Origin of the sequence: Lampropedia hyalina DSM 16112, from assembly GCF_900129055.1 — a bacterium.
In the GTDB taxonomy this organism is placed as follows: Bacteria; Pseudomonadota; Gammaproteobacteria; order Burkholderiales; family Burkholderiaceae_C; genus Lampropedia; species Lampropedia hyalina.
This window is the reverse complement of the sequence record NZ_FQUZ01000003.1, coordinates 45,897-64,272: the sequence shown is the minus strand read 5'-3', so window position 1 is coordinate 64,272 and position 18,376 is coordinate 45,897. Positions and strand designations below refer to the sequence as shown.

The following is an 18,376-nucleotide window of genomic DNA, read 5'->3' as shown; positions in this document are numbered from 1 at the left end:
CCAAACTGCCGTCATTCCGGCGCAGGCCGGAATCCAGTGACGACATTGAAACAAACACCGATATTGCCCAATGGCACAAGGGGTTACTGGATTCCGGCCTGCGCCGGAATGACGGCGTTAAGTAAGTGCCATTCGACCCAGGGCGTGGCCTAACCAGCGAAACCCCAGTTTCGCTGCGCGGCAAACACCGCATTCGGGTAGGTGGCGCGGCCGCGACTGCCGTTGTAGCGGCCCAGGGCCAGGAACAGGTCGCCCTTTTCCCGGTCGAGGTAGTGGCGCAGGATGACGTTGCCAAAGCGCAGATTGGTCTGCATGTGAAACAGTGTGGCCGGGTCGCCGTCGCCGATCACGCGCGTCCAGAACGGCATGATCTGCATGTAACCCCGCGCCCCTGCCGATGAAATGGCATGTTTGCGAAAGCCGCTTTCCACCTGGATCAGCCCCAGCACCATGGCTGTTTCCAGCCCGGCGCGTTTGCTTTCGTACCAGACGGTTTGCAGGAACTCGTGCCGCATCAGCACATTCGGCATCCGGCGTTCCAGCCGCGCACTCATCTCTGCCATCCAGCGCAGATAGTGCAGCTCGGCAGTGGCATCGGCAAACACCGGCTCCGGTGGTGCGGCACGGCGGATGGCGGCACTCAGGGCCAGCCGCACCGAATCGACCAGTGCTTCTTCCAGTTGCCCACCGGCATGGGCCGCACGCACGCTCACGCCCAGGCCGCCGCACAACGAACCCGCCAGCAGCGCAGTCAGCACGGTACGGCGGCGGGAGTCGGGCAGCGATGTCGTCATGGGTTGGAGGGAAGGGCCTGCCGCACGGTCACTCAGCCCTGCGCGCCCGGCTCCTGGAATACGCCCTGTTGTGCCAGGAATGCCAGCACGTCATCGGCGGCCACTTTCACGGCTTCGGTCTGGGTGCGGTGCTGGTATTCGAGCTGGTTTTCCTTGAGGCCACGGTCGGAAATCACCAGCCGGTGCGGAATGCCGATCAGTTCCCAGTCGGCAAACATGGCTCCGGGCCGTTCGCCCCGGTCGTCCAGAATCACGTCCACGCCCTTGGCCAGCAGGGCATCGTGCAATTTCTCGGCGGCTTCGCGCACTGCCGGGCTGCGATCCATGCCGATGGGGCACAGCACCAGTGTGAACGGCGCGATGGCATCGGGCCAGATGATGCCGCGCTCGTCGTGGTTCTGCTCAATGGCGGCGGCAGGCAGGCGGGTGATGCCGATGCCGTAGCAACCCATTTCAAACAGCGTGGGCCTGCCGTTTTCCGCCAGGAAGGTGGCGTTCATGGCTGCGCTGTATTTGGTGCCCAGGTAGAAGACGTGGCCGACTTCAATGCCGCGCTCGATCTCCAGTGTGCCCTGTCCATCGGGCGAGAGATCGCCTGCCACGACGTTGCGGATGTCCGCCACCACATCAGGCTCGGGCAGGTCGCGCCCCCAGTTCACGCCGGTGTAGTGGAAGTCCACTTCGTTGGCTCCGCAGACCCAGTCGGCCATGACAGCCACATCGCGGTCAGCGACGATTTTCAGGGGCTTGCGCAAGCCCACCGGCCCCAGATAGCCGGGCTTCGCGCCGAAGTGCTCCAGAATCTCTGCCTCGCTGGCAAAGCGGTAGCCCTTGTCCAGCCCGGCGATCTTGCCGACCTTGACCTCGTTCATGTCATGGTCGCCGCGCACCAGCAGCAGCCAGACGGTGCTGCCGGTGATGTTGCCCTGCTCGTCCTGTACATCGGTGGCCAGCACCAGCGACTTGACGGTGGTGGCCAGTGCAATGGACAGCCCCTCGGCCACCTGTGCGCAGGTGCTTTGGCCGGGAGTGGGGGTCTTGACCAATGGCTGGCTGGCGGCTGGACGTGGCTGGCCGGGAGCCAGTGCCTCGGCCTTCTCGATGTTGGCGGCGTATTCGCTCTGGGGACAATACACGATGGCATCCTCACCGGTGGAAGCGATCACCTGGAACTCCTCGCTCAGGTCGCCACCGATTGCACCGCTGTCGGCGGCCACGGCGCGGTAACGCAGGCCAAAGCGGTCGAAGATGTTGCGGTAGGCCTGGCGCATGGTCTGGTAGCTGATCTGCGCGCTGTCCTTGTCCTTGTCGAAGCTGTAGGCATCCTTCATGATGAATTCGCGCCCGCGCATCAGGCCAAAGCGCGGACGGCGTTCGTCGCGGAACTTGGTCTGAATCTGGTAGAGGTTCTTGGGCAGTTGCTTGTAGCTGCGCAGCTCACTGCGGGCAATGTCGGTGACGACTTCCTCGCTGGTGGGCTGGATGACGAAATCGCGCCCATGGCGATCCTGCACCCGCAGCAGCTCCGGCCCCATCTTGTCGAAGCGGCCAGTCTCCTGCCACAGCTCGCCCGGCTGTACCACGGGCATGGTCAGCTCCACGGCACCGGCCTGGTTCATCTCCTCGCGCACAATGGCCTGCACCTTCTGGATGACGCGCAGGCCCATTGGCATGTAGCTGTAGATGCCGGCGTTGAGGCGACGGATCATCCCCGCACGCACCATCAGCTTGTGGCTGATGACTTCCGCATCGGCGGGTGCTTCCTTGTAGGTGGAGACGAAGAACTGGGAGGCTTTCATGGCGGAAACTCGGGCTTTCTCGGGCTTTAGGGGGTTGCGCCCATTTGCCACACAGGACAGGCAGGGCATAATGCAAGGAAATCACAATTGAAGGTGCAATTATGCTTGACAGGGAAGGTTTCAGACCTAATGTCGGCATCATCTTGCTCAACCAGAAGAATCAGGTATTTTGGGGCAAACGGATCCGTACACACAGTTGGCAGTTTCCGCAAGGCGGCATTGACCGGGGCGAGAAGCCCGAACAGGCCATGTACCGGGAGCTGCATGAGGAAGTGGGGCTGTATCCCCACCATGTGCGCATCATTGCCCGCACCCGTGACTGGTTGCGCTATGAGGTGCCAGACCGCTTCATCCGCCGCGACTCGCGCGGCCATTACCGTGGCCAAAAGCAAATTTGGTTTCTGCTGCAATTGATGGGCAACGACTGGGATTTGAACCTGCGGGCCACCGACCACCCCGAGTTCGATGCTTGGCGGTGGAACGATTATTGGGTGCCGCTGGACGTGGTCGTGGAGTTCAAGCGCGGTGTCTATGAAATGGCACTGACGGAACTGGCACGTTTTCTGCCACGCAACGAAATGCGCGCCCGTTATCTGCGCAGCGGCACACGCTCCGTCCAGGGCGACAATCACCGGCAGGAAGCCCATGCAATCGGTGCAGTGCACATTCCCGTGCCTGCCGACCCGCAGCCAGCAGCCGACCTGCCGGACATGGTGCGCAGCAGCATCCGCCGCCATCCATCCATGCTGCTGCACGCACGCGCACAGTTGCCCCCCGATGCCAGCTTCGGCACGGACATGCCCGAAGCCACGCTCGGCCTGTTCCCCGCACCACCGGGAAAGCCTCGCTGCTGAACAGGCTCGCCCAGAGACTCACACACACGCCGGTGCCATGACACCGGCGTTTTCGTTTCTCCATGCCCCAAGGGTTTCCCCCCGCCATTTCCATCCCCACGGTCTCACCAATCCTGCAAGAATGGTCTTGCCATCACAGGCAATATCCACAAGGAGGCTGTGACATGACCGCACACTACACACGGCATGGCCCACTGGCGGTCATCACGCTGGACAACCCGCCCATCAACGCGCTGAACCTTGCGACCCGGCAAGCCATCATGCAGGGATTGCAGCAGGCCCAAGCCGATGCCACCGTGCAGGCCGTCATTCTCACCGGCGCGGGCAAAGGGTTTTCGGGAGGAGCCGACATCGCTGAATTCGAGACCGGGCAGGCCTACCGGCAGCCCCATTTGCGCACGCTGATGGCCACCATCGAAGAATTGAGCAAGCCCGTGCTGGCCGCGCTGCATGGCCATGTGCTGGGGGGTGGGCTGGAGCTGGCCCTCGCCTGCCACTACCGGGTGGCCGTGCGCAATGCCTCTGTGGCCCTGCCTGAAGTCAAGCTGGGACTGCTGCCCGGTGCGGGCGGCACGCAACGCCTGCCGCGTGCCATCGGCGTGGAAAGCGCACTGAACCTGATCGTCAGCGGCCAGACTGTATCCGCCCAGGCCCTCGCCGCATTGCCAGGGCAGGTGCTGTTCGATGCCGTCGTGGCACAGACCGACATGCTGCTGCCACGCACCGAAGAGCTGGCGCACACCATCCATGCGCTGCGCCCCCTGCCACGCCTGCGTGACCGACGCGCGGCACACCCCCAGGCCGAAGCCTATTTCGAGTTCGCCCGCAATACCGTGCGCCAGACCAGCCCCCACCTGCCCGCACCGCTGTGCGTGGTGGATGCCATTGCCGCCGCTTGCAGCACCGACTTCGATACCGGACTGGCCCAGGAGCAGGCGATATTCCTGCGGCTGATGCAAAGCCCCGAATCCCATGCCCTGCGCCACCTGTTCGCGGCAGAGCGGCTGGCGGGCAAGGTACACGACATCCCACCCCACACACCCACGCGACCCATCGAATCCGTCGCCATTGTCGGAGCGGGCACCATGGGCAGTGGCATTGCCATCGTTTTTCTGGATGCGGGGCTGAACGTCATGCTGCTCGATCACCAGGCTGCGGCACTGGAGCGCGGCATGGCCACCATCCGGGCGCACTACCACACACAGGAACAAAAAGGCCGCATCAGCCCCGAGCAACAGGCGCAGACGCTGGCACGGCTGCACACCCACAGCGAACTGGCCGCCATTCGCACCGCCGATCTGGTCATCGAAGCCGTGCTCGAAGACATAGTCATCAAAAAAGCCGTCTTCGCGCAACTCGATGCACACGCCAGACCCGGAGCCATCCTCGCCACCAACACCTCCACGCTGGATGTGAACGACATTGCCACCGCCACCCAACGCCCACAGGATGTGCTGGGCCTGCACTTCTTCAGTCCGGCACCGCGCATGAAGCTGCTGGAAGTGGTGCGCGGCACCCACACCGCCCCCGATGTGCTGACCACCGCCCTGACGCTGGCCAAGGCCATCCGCAAGACCGCAGTGGTCGCTGGCGTGTGTGACGGCTTCATTGGCAACCGCATGATCTTCGAGTACAGCCGCCAGGCCGGACTGCTGCTGGACGAAGGCGCGACCCCGCAGCAGGTGGACCGCGCCATGGAAGCCTTCGGCTTTGCCATGGGGCCGTTTCGCATGATGGACCTCGCCGGCAACGACATTGCCTGGGCCATCCTGCAACGCCACCTCAGTACCCGAGCCGACCTGCGCCACAGCCCTGCCACGGCCCTGCTGGTGCAGCAACATCGCCTTGGCCAGAAAACCCATGCAGGCTGGTACGACTACCGGCCCGACGACCGCAAACGCCAGCCCCATCCCAGCGATGCCGTGCACCACCTGCTGACCCAGAGCCGCACAGCGCAAAGCATCACCCCGCGCACCATTGCCGATGACGAAATCGTCCAGCGGCTGGTGTTCGCCCTGGTGAACGAAGCCGCCCACATTCTGCAAGAAGGGATTGCCCAGCGCGCCAGCGACATCGATCTGGTCTTCATCTACGGCTACGGTTTCCCCTACTGGCGCGGCGGCCCGCTGCACCATGCCGATACCATCGGCCTGCCCCTGGTCGTGCAGGCCATGCGCCGCTTCGCCCGCAACCCGCACGACGATGCCGCGTTCTGGCAACCCGCCCCGCTGCTGCTGCAACTGGCCGAAAGCGGCAAGGGGTTTGCCATGCAGCGGGCATGACCTTCTCTGGATACGCTGCCATGCCGAGGCAACCCCGGCATGGCAGCCGATAGGTGCGGGAACTCAGGCCACAGCCCAGTCCTCCACCTGCCCCAGGCCGCTCAACTCCACCACTGCGCCGTCAAAGCTGGCACCATGGTCGTCGCCCGCCTGCGCACCCGGCTCCTGCTCCCCATCGCCCTCTGCCCACAGGGCCTGGAACAGCCAATCGGACAGTGGCCGCTCCAGTTGCTGCTCCTCGGCTGCCGATTGCGGCTGCGCCCCCTCACCGTCTTGCAGTTGCAGGAACTCCTCTTCACTGGGGAAGCGGTCGTTCTCGCCAAGGAAACCCAGCAGCAGTTGCGTGTTCAGCGTGGCCTGCGCGTCAAACTCCGCAGAGGCCAGGAACGCGCTGACCACCTCGATGCGGTCCGCACCACTGGCAAGCTGTTCGCTCCAGAACGCCACGCCCGGCCCATCGCCCTCACGGCCCAGGATCTTCTCGTACAGCACGTCCACGAACTGGCCATCATCTGCAATGCTGCCAAAGCGTTCCTCGTATTCTTGCGACTCCAGGAAGCTCAGGCTGAGCTGTTCGACCGAGCCCCCGTCACGCAAGGCCTGTGCCCAGTGCTGGAAACCATCGGCATCCGGCACGCGGCCCAGTATCGACAGGTACAGGCCAATCACCGGTTTGGCATACTGCTGGGCTTCGGGGGCTTCGCTGAAGGCATCGGCCAGTTCCGCGCGCGTGATGCGGCCATCGTCTAGCTGCTCCAGCCAGTATTGCAGGCCTGCCGCATCAGGCTCGCGCACCAGCAGGTTCTGGTAGAGGTCGGCGACGAATTCGGCATTGCTGGTTTCCAGCCCAGGGGTGGCAATGACGGCTTCGGTGGCTGCGGAAGTCTTGCTCTCGCGGGTGCCCAGATCGTCCGTGTAGCTGGCCTGCACACTGATGGCCTTGCCCACGTCGGCGCGGGCGAGCGTGTAGCTGCTGCCCGTGGCTCCTTCGATGATTTCGCCATCGCGCAGCCACTGGTAGCCGATGCGTGCCAGACGCATCCCATCGAGGTCTGACAGATCGTTGCGGGCGGTCAGGGTTTCACCCTGCCGGGTGTCGCCGGTAATGGTGACGTTGCCTTCAGGCAGATCATTGACGTTGAGCACGCTGGCCGTGGCCTGGGAGAACACGCTCTCCACCGTGCCCTGCCCATCGGTATAACTGGCCTTGAGCCGGATGGTCTTGTTCACATCGGCCTGGGTGAGCGTGTAGCTCGCGCCCGTGGCCTTGTCGATGGGCTGACCGTCGCGCAGCCACTGGTAGATGATTTTGCTCGGGTCGAGTCCGTCAAGGTCTTGCAGGTTGTTGTGGGCCTGGAGGGTTTCGCCCTGCTTGGCCTGGCCGCCGATGGTGACACCACCTTCGGGCAGGTCATTGACGTTGGCGACCTTGGCGGTGGGGTTGGAGGTGACGCTTTCCTTGGCCCCAAAGCCGTCCGTGTAGCTGGCCTGCACGCTGATGGCCTTGCCCACATCGGCCTGGGTGAGCGTGTAGGTCGCGCCCGTGGCCTTGTCGATGGCTTTGCCATCGCGCAGCCATTGGTACACGAGCTGGCTCGGGTCGAGTCCGTCGAGGTCTTGCAGGTCGCCGCTGCTGACGCTCAGGGTCTGGTACTGGGTGGCCTGGCCGCTGATGGCGGGTTTGCCGGTGGGCAGGTCATTGACGTTTTCCACGGCCTGCGTGGCTTCGGACGTGACGCTTTCCGCCGTGCCCTGTTCGTCCACATAGCTGGCCTGGACGCTGATGCTCTTGTTCACATCGGCCTGCGTGAGCGTGTAGCTCGCACCCGTGGCCTTGTCGATGGCTTTGCCATCGCGCAGCCACTGGTAGATGATCTGGCTGGGGTCCAGCCCGTCGAGGTCTTGCAGGTTGTTGCTGGCCTGGAGGGTTTCGCCCTGCTGGGCCTGGCCGCTGATGAGCACTGCACCCGTGGGTTCGTCATTGACGTTGGTGATGCCCACGGTGGTGGTGCCGCTGGTGCTCTGGGGGTTGCTGGCATCGCCATCGTGGAAGGTCCAGACAATGGTAACCGAGGCGGGCGGCGAGTCGCTGCCGTTGCTGTAGGTCAGCAGTTGCAGGGCCTGATTGACCAGCTCCTGGGTGGCATGGGCGTTGAAGGTCAAGGTCAGCAGGCCTGCCTCCTGGCCGGAGTTGCCGATCTCGGTGCCATTCACGCTGACCTTGCCCCCGTTCAGGCTGAGTGCGCCACTGGCTGCGAATGTGTCGTCCGGGTGGGGCATGCCCTCGCGCTGCAAGGTGATGCTGGAGCCTGCGTAGTGGCCCTGCGCGGCCAGTTCGGCATCGAAGATGGCCACATCGTCGTCCAGCAACACGGCATCGCCGTCTTCGGTGAAGCTGGCTGTGCTGCCTTCCAGGGTGCTGGCCGCCGCAGTCGCGGGCGGGTTGAAGCTGCTGTCCAGGCTGCCATCCGGGTTCAGGCGGATGATGCTGAAGTCTGTGCTGTCGATCCAGTTCCAACTATTGCCCGCCAGCACAATCTTGCCATCCGGCTGTACCACCACGCTGTATCCAATTTGCTCGACCCAGCCCGCATCCACCAGTTTCCTGCCACCGTCACCGAACTCGGCATCCAGCTCGCCATCGGCAGTCAGGCGAACCAAGGCAAAGCCACCCCAACCACTCCCCGCAGCCAGAATCTTGCCATCGGGCTGTAGAGTCACGCTGTATGCGCTGTCTCCGATGCCACTCACTTGCAGCAAATGCTGGCCATTGTCGCCAAAGCCGGTGTCCCGCGAACCATCGGCATTCAGGCGCAACAAGGTGAAGGTATGGTCTCCCTCACCATGTTCCCAGCTTGTTCCGGCCACAATAATCTTGCCGTCGGGCCGTACCACCACACTGTAGGCGGCATCATGAAAGCCACTTACGTCTACCAGTAATTTGCCATCTTCACCAAAGTCTTCATCTCGTGAACCATCGGGATTCAGGCGCACTAAGCTGAAATCTTGACCGCTATGGGTGTCGCTTACGCCAACTACCAAAATCTTGCCATCGGACTGCACAATCATGCTGTACGGTATGTCATCCTCCCAACCGCCTGCATCAAAAAATACCTCAACTCGACCGCTGTCGCCAAAACTGGTATCCAGTGTGCCATCGCTATGAAGGCGTATCACACCGAAATCGACTTCATCAGACCACGCATTCAACACACTCCCTGCAACCAGAATTTTGCCGTCAGGCTGCAACACCGCGCTGTGGCCTGTGGCTTTTTGGCTGGAGGAAAAACCAACCCATTGCGCACCATTCGTACCGAAATCAGTATCCAGTGTGCCATCCGGATTCAGGCGGAGCACACCGAAATGCGTGTCTCCATCTACACGCGCATGGCCTGCCACCACAAGCTTGCCGTCAGGCTGCAACACCACACTGCGCCCTTCATCGTCTTTGCCATTCTCTCCAAAATCAATCAGATGCTTGCCGCCAGTGCCAAATTCTGTGTCCAGCGTACCATCGGCGTTCAGGCGCATCAGAGCAAAGTCATAGCTATCGGTGATGCCAAAAAAACCGGAACTGCCAGCCACCACAATCTTGCCGTCGGGCTGCAACACTACGCTGCGGGCCTGATCGTGACGACCGTCCCCAAAATCCACCTTGAACGTGCCGCTGCCTCCGGGCGGGGCAAAGCTGGGGGCGGTGTTGCCTGCTGGAGCGACTGCGGTGAACGCATAGTGGCTGGTGGTGGTGGCCTTGCCGTCGTGAACGCTGACTTCCAGCCAGCCCTGGCCTGCGCCCTGCGCCTGCAAGCTCAGGCTTTGCAGCGCGGTGTTGATTTCACTGGCCGTGCCGGTGATCTGGAGGCCATCGGCCTGCAAGTCGGCATCGGGCACTCCGCCCAGCGTGCCCTGGGCATAGCCCAGCCCTTCGGGGTCGAGCACCTTGATGGTGACGGTCAGAACATCGTCCTCATCGGCATCGGCCACGGTGATGTCGGCCAGCGCGCTCGCCTCTCCCACGTTCACATACTGGGAGACAGCGGGGACGCCGTCGATGGTCGGGGCTTCGTTGAGGGAAAGCCTGAAGTCACCGAAGGCATCAGCCAGGCTCACCACATCATTGCCCAGAAGAGCTTGGATTTCCGGGGAAACTTCACCACCAACCCATGAACCTCCCCAGGCCACCACCGAGCCGTCGTCTTTCAGTGCAGCAAATGCGCCCTGGTTATTGAACACTTGCACCACGCCGCCGTCCAGAAGGTCCTGGATTTCTGAGGAGATGACACCGCCATATTCTGGATTGCCCCAGGCCACCACCGAGCCATTTTCCTTCAATGCAGCGAACGCATAACCATTGGAAAAAACCTGTTTCACACCGCTGGTGAGGTCCGGCAAATACGTGATCGAGATGTCGCCATTCAAATTTTTCCCTGTGGTCACCGAGCCATCTGCATTCAATGCTGCGAAGGAGCTGTCCACAGTGAACAGTACCTGCACAACACCATCCAGCCCTTGCACATCAGGCACCAGCGAGCCATCTGGCTTCAAGTAGACAGGATCAGTTGAACCAAGGAACACCTGTACCGCATTACCGTCCCAATTCCAACGATCTTCAAAAGACAGATCGGGATAGACGGATTGCACAGAGCCGTCAGCCTTCAGGAAGGAAAAAATATACGCACCAGAAAAAACCTGCACCACATTGTCATCAGGGCCTGCGGCCAGACTGGCATCATTTCCATCTGCCCACACCACCACCGAGCCATCCTCTTTCAAGGCGGCAAAACCAAATTGATTGGAGAACACCTGCCTCACATTGCCTTGGAGGAGACCATCCACATCCCCGGTCGATCCCCCTTTTTCTGGATCACCCCAGGCCACCACCGAGCCATCGTCCTTCAGTGCAGCAAATGCAGTATCACTCGAGAACACTTGCACCACACCACTGCCGAGACCTGCCACACCTTCGGTCGATCCTCCATACGCTGGATGACCCCAGGCCACCACCGAGCCATCATCCTTCAGGGCAGCAAACGCATAACTATTGGAAAATACGTGCTTGACTCCACTTTGAAGGAGGTCTTGCACGCCTTCCATTGAACCTCCTGCTTCTGGGTTTCCCCATGCCACGACTGAGCCATCGGCTTTCAGCGCGGCGAAGGCCGCATGATTGGTAAATATCTGCACCACATCACTGTCAAGGCCAGCCACACCTTCGGTCGAACCTCCAGTATCTGGATGACCCCAGGCCACCACAGAGCCGTCTTTCTTGATTGCCGCGAAGGCACCAGCGTTTTGCACATTGCCCACTGAGGCAGATGCCTGATACGAGGGGGTCTCTGGAGCCAGTGCCCAAGGGGCATCGATGGTGATCTGGAAACTTTGTTCGGCTGTTGCTCCCTCGCTGCGGGCACTGAAGTCGTAGGTGGAGCCGTTGTCCAGCCAGCCGGTATGCAGCACCCAGAAACCATCTGCGCCCACGATGGCGTAGCCCAGTTCGGCTTCGCCATTGAATACGAACACCTCGGCTCCGGGCCGGCCCAACCCTACCAGGGTCAGGCGGGTGTCGTCGGTGGTGTCGGTGGTGTTCAGGCGGCCCCGGCTGCTGCCGACGCTGTCGAGGATGTAGTCCAGAGTGAATGCCATGTCGCGGTTCCTTGCAAAGGCTGGATGAATGGGTGGCAGGATTGCCAATGAATGCGGTTCCGCGCTGAATGTAGGCAAAGCAGGGATTTTTCGCCAGTCTCGAAAATATCTCAACTCTCGGAATCAATTGGCTTTTGTGTTATTTTTTGTACGACATGGCGTAATTTGTGGTCGATAAGCATCATTTAGAAGATGCCACCACAATGGTGCGGCCAGTCAGCTTCGGCATGGCCAGAAGCGATTGCCCTGGCACATCATTGCCCATGGAGCAGAAACACGATGCCCTTGCCAAAGACACTGCGCAATGGCAAGAGCATTTGCTGGTTGCGGGCCTTCTTGCGCAAACGGCTGAGGATGACGTCGATGCGGTGCAGATCGGCTTCGTCCTGCGTTCCGAACAGTGCGTCGTGCAGGCTTTCGCGGGTGTGTATCTGGCCGGCATCCCGCAGCAGCGTGGCCAGCAGGTCGCATTCCTTGCGGCTGACCTTGAGCACCTGTCCGTTGGGTGATGTCAGGCAGGATTGCACGGCATCCAGCCGCCACTCTCCTGCCTGCATGGAGGTTTCCTGTTCCATGCGGGCGACGGCCATGCGATCCCACAGCGCGTCGAGTTGCTGGCGCAGTTCCGCGAAGTTGATGGGCTTGACGAGGTACAGGTCGGCTCCCAGTTGCAGGCAGCGCAACCGGTCTTGTGGCGTGCCACGGGCGGTGATGATGATCCGCCCCACTCCAGGGAGCCGGTTCAGGTAGTCCACCACCTCGAAGCCGTCTTCACCGGGCAAGCCCAGGTCGATCAGCACAATGTCTACCTGCCGGGTGTGCAGGTTTTTCCAGAAGGTTTCGGCAGAGGCGCACCCCCAGCAGGAGTAGCCACTGGCTTGCAGGAAGAAAACCAGTTCTTCACGCAGGTCTTCGTTGTCTTCGATGAGGGCAAGATGGGGTTTGGCTGATGTATTCATGGTGTCGATGGATGGATTGGATTCAGGGGCAGGAGCAGCTCGAAGCAGCAGCCTTGTCTGGTGTTGCGCAGCAACTGAAGCTGGCCGCCGTGTGCCAGCAGAATCTGCCGGGCCACATACAGCCCCAGGCCTGTGCCGGAGCGTTGTTGCGCGGCCGTGCCTTCTGCACGCCGGTAGCGTTCAAAAATGTGTTCGACCTCATGCACAGGCACACCGTCACCCTGATCCTGGATCTGGATGTGGTAGTGCTGTGCATCGGCAGAAATATCCACGCGTATGCAGCCCTGCTCGGTGTGCTTGACGGCGTTGTCCAGCAGGTTGGAGAGGGCGATGCCCAGCAGCGCGGCATCGGCCCGAAGGGGCAGGCTGGGCAGGGTTTCGATGGTGACGGTCTGCCCCTGCCAGCGCATTTGCAGTTCATGGTGGCCGGAAATATCGACCGGCACGATGGCGTTGCGCACCAGCTCCCGCAGGTCGGTATCGCCCTGCTCCAGGTGCAGGGCATGGGCCGAGAGGCGGGCATCGGCCAGGCAGTTGTCGGTGAGTTGAATCAGGCGTTCGGTGGCTCGCTGGATGCGCCCGAATCGTTTTTGCTGCATGGCATCGGCGGGCGACAGGTGCAGGTTCTGCAAGGTGGCAGAAATGACGGACAGCGGAGTGCGGAATTCATGGGAGACCATGCCGATGAACTGCCGCTGGTGAAAGCCGGCTTCGCGCTCGATGTTCAGCTCGCGCACGACTTGCTGCTGCTCCAGCATGATGCGGTTTTCTTCGTGTCCGTTCCACATGGCAAACAGCAGTACCAGCACCATATTGCTCATGAGCGCGTAATTGCTGATGGCATAGGTTTCTGCACTGTAGGGAATCACCCCGGTGGTAATCAGCAGCAGCGGCACGCTGAATACCAGACAGAACATCGGCCCCATGCCTACCAGCAGCACGGGCCAGCGGTGGTGGCCCTGCCGCCACAGGTGAACGGAGAAAGCCGCGATCAAAGGGGCCGTGAAGCCCAGCATCAGGAACTGGAAGGAAGCGGCCTGCCCGAAGTAGCCCAGCGGAATGCTGAGCATATTCAACTGCACCAGCACAACGATGGCCAGCAGCAGGCGGTACATGCGTGGCATATGCTGGCGCAGCTTCAGGGTTTCGATGCCCATCCAGACCAGCATCCCATAGCTTTGCAGGTTCGTGATGCTGGTGAGGTAGCTTTGCAGGTTGATGCGGTCGGTGGCTGGCATGAACCACGCGACAAAGCCCTGCACACACGCCGAAAGCAGCATCAGGGTCATCATCAGCGCGAAGACGGGCCAGAACAATGTTTTCTTCAGCACCAATGCCTGCAACAGGGCATACATGCCCGTCAGCAGCATCATGCCGAAATAAAAACTCCAGATTGCGGTCTGCCGCGTGGCACGCTCCAGCAAGGCACCCGGCTCCCACAGCCCCACATCCATCAGTACGGTACTGGTGCTCTGGACACGCAGAACCATCTCGTAGCCCTCGGGAGGCGGTGCGGGCAGGCGCAGCAGCGGGAAGCGGTAGCGCAAATCACCCCGCTCGCCCTTCCAGTGATCGCCCGCTTCGCGCACCTGCCATGCCTCGCTGCCCACGGGGCGGTAGTGGACTCGCAAATGGTCAATCACACTGGGGCTGAATTGCAGCCAACGCTCTTCGCCCGCAAACAGCTCGGCGGGCAGGTGGACGCGCATCCAGAAAGCCGAGTCGCTGTAGCCACGCGCCAGCGGCGTGTGTTGCAGGCTCCCCGCCGATTCGGGCAGTGCAATAAGCTCCTCCAGCGACAGTGCGCCATCCGGGTTTTCGTGCAGCCAGAATGGCATATCGAGGCCCAGTGAAACAGGCTTGGCAGCCTGCGCGGATACAGCAGACGCACAACCGGCCAGCAACAGGCAGCAGCAAAAGAAAAAACGAAACATGGGGAGCACGGGATTCCAGACAATATGAGCCTGCCGGACTATGCAACAAAAGCAGGGGAGAGCACCAGTCTCATAAATATCACTACTCTCCGAAACGATATAAGTAGATACCCATAGCCACCTGCACGATCGGTTGCCATGCCCGCCCGGAGCAGGCAATATGGCCCCATTCTGGCCGCTTTTTTGAAGGAGAACGCCCATGACTTCGGCCCTCATTCTCTCCACTGCCCGCACCCCGCTGGCCAGAAGCTGGCGCGGCTCCTTCAACCTCAGCCACGGAGCCAGCCTGGGGGCACATGCGGTACAACACGCCATCGAACGCGCGGGCATCGACCCGGCCAGCATCGACGATGTGCTCATGGGCTGCGCCCTGCCCGAAGGTGCGACCGGCGGCAATATCGCCCGGCAGATCGCCCTGCGTGCCGGGCTGCCCGTCTCGGTGCCGGGCCTGACGCTCAACCGCTTCTGTGCCTCCGGGCTGCAAAGCATCGCGCTGGCCGCCCAGCGCATCATCGCCGGGGAAGCCCCCGTGTATGTGGCAGGCGGCGTGGAAAGCATCTCCTGCGTGCAGGGCAAGCTGAACCCGCACATGCTCACCGACCCCGAGCTGCTACAGCGCAAGCCCGCCATCTACCTGCCGATGCTGGAAACCGCCGAAATCCTGGCACAGCGTTACGGCATCGACCGCGACAGCATGGATGCCTACGGCGCGCAAAGCCAGCAGAAAGCCGCCGCCGCGCAAGCGCAAGGCCGTCTGGCGGCGGAAATCGCCCCCATCACCGTCACGGCAGGCGTGGCCGATGCAGAGCACGGCATCCGCACCCGCGAAGTCACCGTCTCACACGACGAAGGCATCCGCCCCGGTACCACGGCCCCCCAGTTGGCCACCCTGCCCCCGGCCCGCCCCGGCGGACGCATTGCGGCAGGCAATGCCAGCCAGTTTTCCGATGGCGCAGGAGCCTGCGTGCTGGCCGACGAACGCCATGCCAGCCGCCACAGCCTGACCCCCATCGGGCGTTTTCTGGGCATGGCCGTGGCCGGTTGCGAGCCGGACGAAATGGGCGTGGGGCCAGTGGTTGCCGTGCCCAAGGTACTGCGGCAACTCGGCCTGCAAACCGACGACATCGACCTGTGGGAACTCAACGAAGCCTTTGCCGCACAGGTCATTTACTGCCGCGACCGGCTCGGCATCTCGCCCGAGTGCCTCAACGTCAATGGCGGAGCCATCGCGCTGGGCCACCCCTATGGCATGTCCGGCCAACGCCTCACCGGCCACGCCCTGCTGGAAGGCCAACGCCGGGGCGCAAAGCGGGTGCTGGTCACTTTGTGCGTAGGCGGCGGCATGGGCGCGGCGGCGGTGTTCGAGGTGCTGTAGAGGTAAGCACGCTGGGATTCTTCGCCATCAACGCTGCTGTGCCGTGGGTTCGGGTACATCGCTGGGCGATGCGTTCTGCTCGTCCAGCAGTTCGGCCACTTCCTCACGGTCCTGGGCATTGGCCTGCAAGCCTTCCTGCTGGTGCGGGTTGCTGGGGTGGTACTGCAATTCGATCATGACGGGGAAGTGGTCGGAGCCGAACGATGGCAGGCGGCGCATCTGGATGAGTTCAAAGTGGTCGCTGTGGAATACATGGTCGAGTGGCCAGCGGGCGGGCCAGAACCGGGCGTGGAAGGTATTGACCATGCCGCGCCCCACGCGCGGATCCAGCAGGCCGCTGATCTTGCGAAACAGCCGCGTGGTGGGCGACCAGGCCACATCGTTGAGGTCGCCCGCCACCACGACTGGGCCAGTCTCGCCTTCCAGGCTTTTGGCGACCATCACCAGCTCCACATCGCGCTCGGTGGATTCGTCGTTTTCCGTTGGGCTGGGCGGAGCCGGGTGCAGAAAGTGCATCCGCACGCGCACTTCGGGGCGGCTGCCTTCGCCAGGCTGCAACAGCACGCTGGCATGGATGGAGGGCACATCGTCTTCCACCAGGAAGCGGATGTCCACGTCGTCCAGCGGCAGTTGCGAATACAGGTGTATGCCATAAAGGTTGTCCAGCGGGCAGGCCACGCGATACGGATAGTCGCGCTCCAGCGGCTGCAATTGCTGCTGCCACCAGGCATCGGTTTCCAGCGTCACCAGCACCTGCGGACGGTGCTGCGCCACCAGTTCCAGCAGTGCCGGTGCGTTGCGGTTGGGGGTGAGCACATTGGCGGCCAGCAGGCGCAAGCGCGGCCCGACATCCTCTGCATCGGCCCAGCGCACCTCATGCCGCCACAGCCGGGTGTAGGGCAGAATCCACCACATCTGGTAGGCCAGACACGCCCCGGCCACGGCCACCAGCAGCCACGCGCCTGCGCTGGAAAAATCCAGCCAGATGGCCTGCGCCAGCCACAACAGTCCCAGCAACACGGCCAGTTGGGAACGCGGAAAATCCCAGATGCGCACCCACCAGACCCGCGCCCGTGACAGGGGCAGCAGGGTGAGCACGGCCAGCAGGATGGTCAGGATGCAGAGAGTGGCTTGCATGGGATCGTATTGTGATGCCATTAGGGAGAATGCCGCTTACTTAACTTAACGCCGTCATTCCGGCGAAGGCCGCAATCCAGTGACGACATAAAGAAAAAACACGTTCGTTTCTCTTGGTTGTCTTTGTCACTGGATTCCGGGTCAAGCCCGGAATGACGGGAAACAGGCTTAGGTAAGTGCCATTCGCATTAGGGAAGGTCTGCAAAACCCGTTGTGCCGCCCGCATCCCGCCACTGGGCACACTGCCCCTCAACCCGACAACTGCCCCTGCGCAAAGCCGGCACGGTAGCGCACCAGCACCGTGGCCGCCGTCAGGCAGGCCAGCACGGCAATCAGGCCACCGCCCCAGCCCACATACTGCACGCCCAGATGCAGGCTGATCTGGCTGCCCAGCAAGGCACCGGCTCCGATGCCGACGTTGAACAGCCCGGAAAACAGGGACATGGCCACATCGGACGCATCGGAAGCCAGCCCCAGCACGCGCGACTGCACGGCCAGCCCGAAGCACATGAACACCGTGCCCCAGACGACCATCAGCCCGAACAGCCCGGCCTGGCTGTGCGCCGCCGTTTGCAGCAACAGCAGGCACAGGGCCAGCACCGCCAGCGCGGTCAGCAGAAACGCCGCCGGACGGCGCAGCCCCTGCCAGCCAAACAGCACACTGCCCAGCAGGCCCGCCGCCCCCAGCACCAGCAGCGCGACCGTGACGGCCTGCCCGTCCAGTTGCGCAATCCGCACCGCGAACGGCTCCACATAGCTGTAGGCGGTGAAGTGGGCCGTCACGCCCAGCACGATCAAGGCGTACATGCCCATCAGGGCCGGGCGGCGCAACAGCACCGGCAGGCTGGCCAGCGAACCGCTGTTGCGGCTGGGCAGGTGCGGCAGCAGGCGCACCAGCACCAGCAAGACCAGCACAGCCACCAGACCGATCAGCAAAAAGGTCATGCGCCAGCCCAGTTGCTCGCCCACCATGCGCCCCAGCGGAATGCCCAGCACCATGGCCAGCGAAGTGCCGGTGGCCAGCATGCCCAGGGCCTGCCCCTTGCGCCCCGGCGGCGCAATGCGCACTGCCAGCGCGGCGGTGATCGACCAGAACACCGCATGGGCACCGGCCACGCCCAGCCGCGCCAGCACCAGCACCGTGAAGCTCGGGGCGAAGGCCGCCAGCGCGTGGCTGGCAATGAACACCACGAACACCCATACCAGCAGCGTGCGCCGCTCCACCATGCGGGTCGCCAGCATCAGCGGCAGGGAGGTCAGGGACACCACCCAGGCATAAATCGTCAGCATCAGCCCGACGTGTTCGCTGCGCATGGCAAAGCTCTCGCCAATGTCGGACAGCAGGCCCACGGGCACGAATTCGGTGGTGTTGAAAATGAAGGCGGCCAGCGACAGGGCGATCACGCCGAACCAGGAATGGGCATCGTCGGATGCGGGAGAAGGAGAAGTCATGGGGAAAGTGATTCTTGCAATGCAGACGGCATTGTGCTCCTGCCCGCGACAGCAAGGCCGCAACGTGCCAATGCACGGAAACGCATGATGGTTTCGTGCCGCCTGTCGCACCGATTGCATGGCCCTCTGATAGAGCGCGCCGCCCCC

At 62.5% G+C, this 18,376-nt stretch carries 10 protein-coding genes; 3 read left to right on the top strand and 7 right to left on the bottom strand.

Translation table 11 applies throughout. The features are described 5' to 3' along the window. Positions 1 to 149 precede the first annotated feature (149 nt). Both BUE21_RS01845 and BUE21_RS01840 read right to left on the bottom strand, forming a co-directional pair. The gene (locus tag BUE21_RS01845; RefSeq protein ID WP_073354040.1) at positions 150 to 794 is read right to left on the bottom strand and encodes a lytic transglycosylase domain-containing protein; all 645 of its coding nucleotides are present in this window, start codon (positions 792 to 794) and stop codon (positions 150 to 152) included. A gap of 32 nt (positions 795 to 826) precedes the next feature. After that, complete coding sequence (locus tag BUE21_RS01840) at positions 827 to 2,593, bottom strand: proline--tRNA ligase (protein WP_073354038.1); 1,767 nt, start codon at positions 2,591 to 2,593, stop codon at positions 827 to 829. A 101-nt stretch (positions 2,594 to 2,694) separates the two neighbouring features. Between BUE21_RS01840 and BUE21_RS01835 the strand changes: the two genes are divergently transcribed. Beyond that, positions 2,695 to 3,447, top strand: a complete 753-nt coding sequence (locus BUE21_RS01835; protein WP_073354035.1) for an RNA pyrophosphohydrolase — start codon at positions 2,695 to 2,697, stop codon at positions 3,445 to 3,447. A gap of 164 nt (positions 3,448 to 3,611) precedes the next feature. Further along, the gene (locus tag BUE21_RS01830) at positions 3,612 to 5,729 is read left to right on the top strand and encodes a 3-hydroxyacyl-CoA dehydrogenase NAD-binding domain-containing protein (RefSeq protein ID WP_073354033.1); all 2,118 of its coding nucleotides are present in this window, start codon (positions 3,612 to 3,614) and stop codon (positions 5,727 to 5,729) included. A gap of 63 nt (positions 5,730 to 5,792) precedes the next feature. On the opposite strand, the gene BUE21_RS01825 is transcribed toward BUE21_RS01830, so the two are convergent. The 3 genes from BUE21_RS01825 to BUE21_RS01815 form a co-directional block, all read right to left on the bottom strand. Continuing rightward, a complete protein-coding gene (locus BUE21_RS01825) occupies positions 5,793 to 11,372 on the bottom strand; it encodes a DUF4214 domain-containing protein (protein WP_073354030.1) in 5,580 nt (1,859 codons plus the stop codon). Positions 11,373 to 11,626: 254 nt separating this feature from the next. Next, the gene (locus BUE21_RS01820) at positions 11,627 to 12,331 is read right to left on the bottom strand and encodes a response regulator transcription factor (RefSeq protein WP_073354028.1); all 705 of its coding nucleotides are present in this window, start codon (positions 12,329 to 12,331) and stop codon (positions 11,627 to 11,629) included. Further along, positions 12,328 to 14,265 (bottom strand): sensor histidine kinase, encoded by a 1,938-nt coding sequence (locus BUE21_RS01815; RefSeq protein WP_073354027.1) that lies wholly within the window; start codon positions 14,263 to 14,265, stop codon positions 12,328 to 12,330. The genes BUE21_RS01820 and BUE21_RS01815 overlap by 4 nt, the downstream gene beginning before the upstream one ends. Before the next feature lie 199 nt (positions 14,266 to 14,464). Here BUE21_RS01815 and BUE21_RS01810 point away from each other — a divergent pair, with 199 nt between their 5' ends. Further along, entirely contained in the window at positions 14,465 to 15,640 is a 1,176-nt protein-coding gene (locus BUE21_RS01810; protein WP_073354024.1) for an acetyl-CoA C-acyltransferase, read from the top strand. A 27-nt stretch (positions 15,641 to 15,667) separates the two neighbouring features. Here the strand turns inward: BUE21_RS01810 and BUE21_RS01805 are convergent, their stop codons facing one another. Both BUE21_RS01805 and BUE21_RS01800 read right to left on the bottom strand, forming a co-directional pair. Further along, the gene (locus BUE21_RS01805; RefSeq protein WP_143164369.1) at positions 15,668 to 16,777 is read right to left on the bottom strand and encodes an endonuclease/exonuclease/phosphatase family protein; all 1,110 of its coding nucleotides are present in this window, start codon (positions 16,775 to 16,777) and stop codon (positions 15,668 to 15,670) included. 249 nt (positions 16,778 to 17,026) lie between these two features. Beyond that, positions 17,027 to 18,229, bottom strand: coding sequence for a sugar transporter (locus BUE21_RS01800; protein ID WP_073354018.1), 1,203 nt, complete (start codon positions 18,227 to 18,229; stop codon positions 17,027 to 17,029). Positions 18,230 to 18,376: the final 147 nt, after the last annotated feature.

What these genes read in the sequence shown, in the direction of transcription:
- BUE21_RS01845 (WP_073354040.1), bottom strand. Translation starts at nt 794, where the DNA reads ATGACGACATCGCTGCCCGACTCCCGCCGCCGTACCGTGCTGACTGCG.
- BUE21_RS01840 (WP_073354038.1), bottom strand. Translation starts at nt 2,593, where the DNA reads ATGAAAGCCTCCCAGTTCTTCGTCTCCACCTACAAGGAAGCACCCGCC.
- BUE21_RS01835 (WP_073354035.1), top strand. Translation starts at nt 2,695, where the DNA reads ATGCTTGACAGGGAAGGTTTCAGACCTAATGTCGGCATCATCTTGCTC.
- BUE21_RS01830 (WP_073354033.1), top strand. Translation starts at nt 3,612, where the DNA reads ATGACCGCACACTACACACGGCATGGCCCACTGGCGGTCATCACGCTG.
- BUE21_RS01825 (WP_073354030.1), bottom strand. Translation starts at nt 11,372, where the DNA reads ATGGCATTCACTCTGGACTACATCCTCGACAGCGTCGGCAGCAGCCGG.
- BUE21_RS01820 (WP_073354028.1), bottom strand. Translation starts at nt 12,331, where the DNA reads ATGAATACATCAGCCAAACCCCATCTTGCCCTCATCGAAGACAACGAA.
- BUE21_RS01815 (WP_073354027.1), bottom strand. Translation starts at nt 14,265, where the DNA reads ATGTTTCGTTTTTTCTTTTGCTGCTGCCTGTTGCTGGCCGGTTGTGCG.
- BUE21_RS01810 (WP_073354024.1), top strand. Translation starts at nt 14,465, where the DNA reads ATGACTTCGGCCCTCATTCTCTCCACTGCCCGCACCCCGCTGGCCAGA.
- BUE21_RS01805 (WP_143164369.1), bottom strand. Translation starts at nt 16,777, where the DNA reads ATGCAAGCCACTCTCTGCATCCTGACCATCCTGCTGGCCGTGCTCACC.
- BUE21_RS01800 (WP_073354018.1), bottom strand. Translation starts at nt 18,229, where the DNA reads ATGACTTCTCCTTCTCCCGCATCCGACGATGCCCATTCCTGGTTCGGC.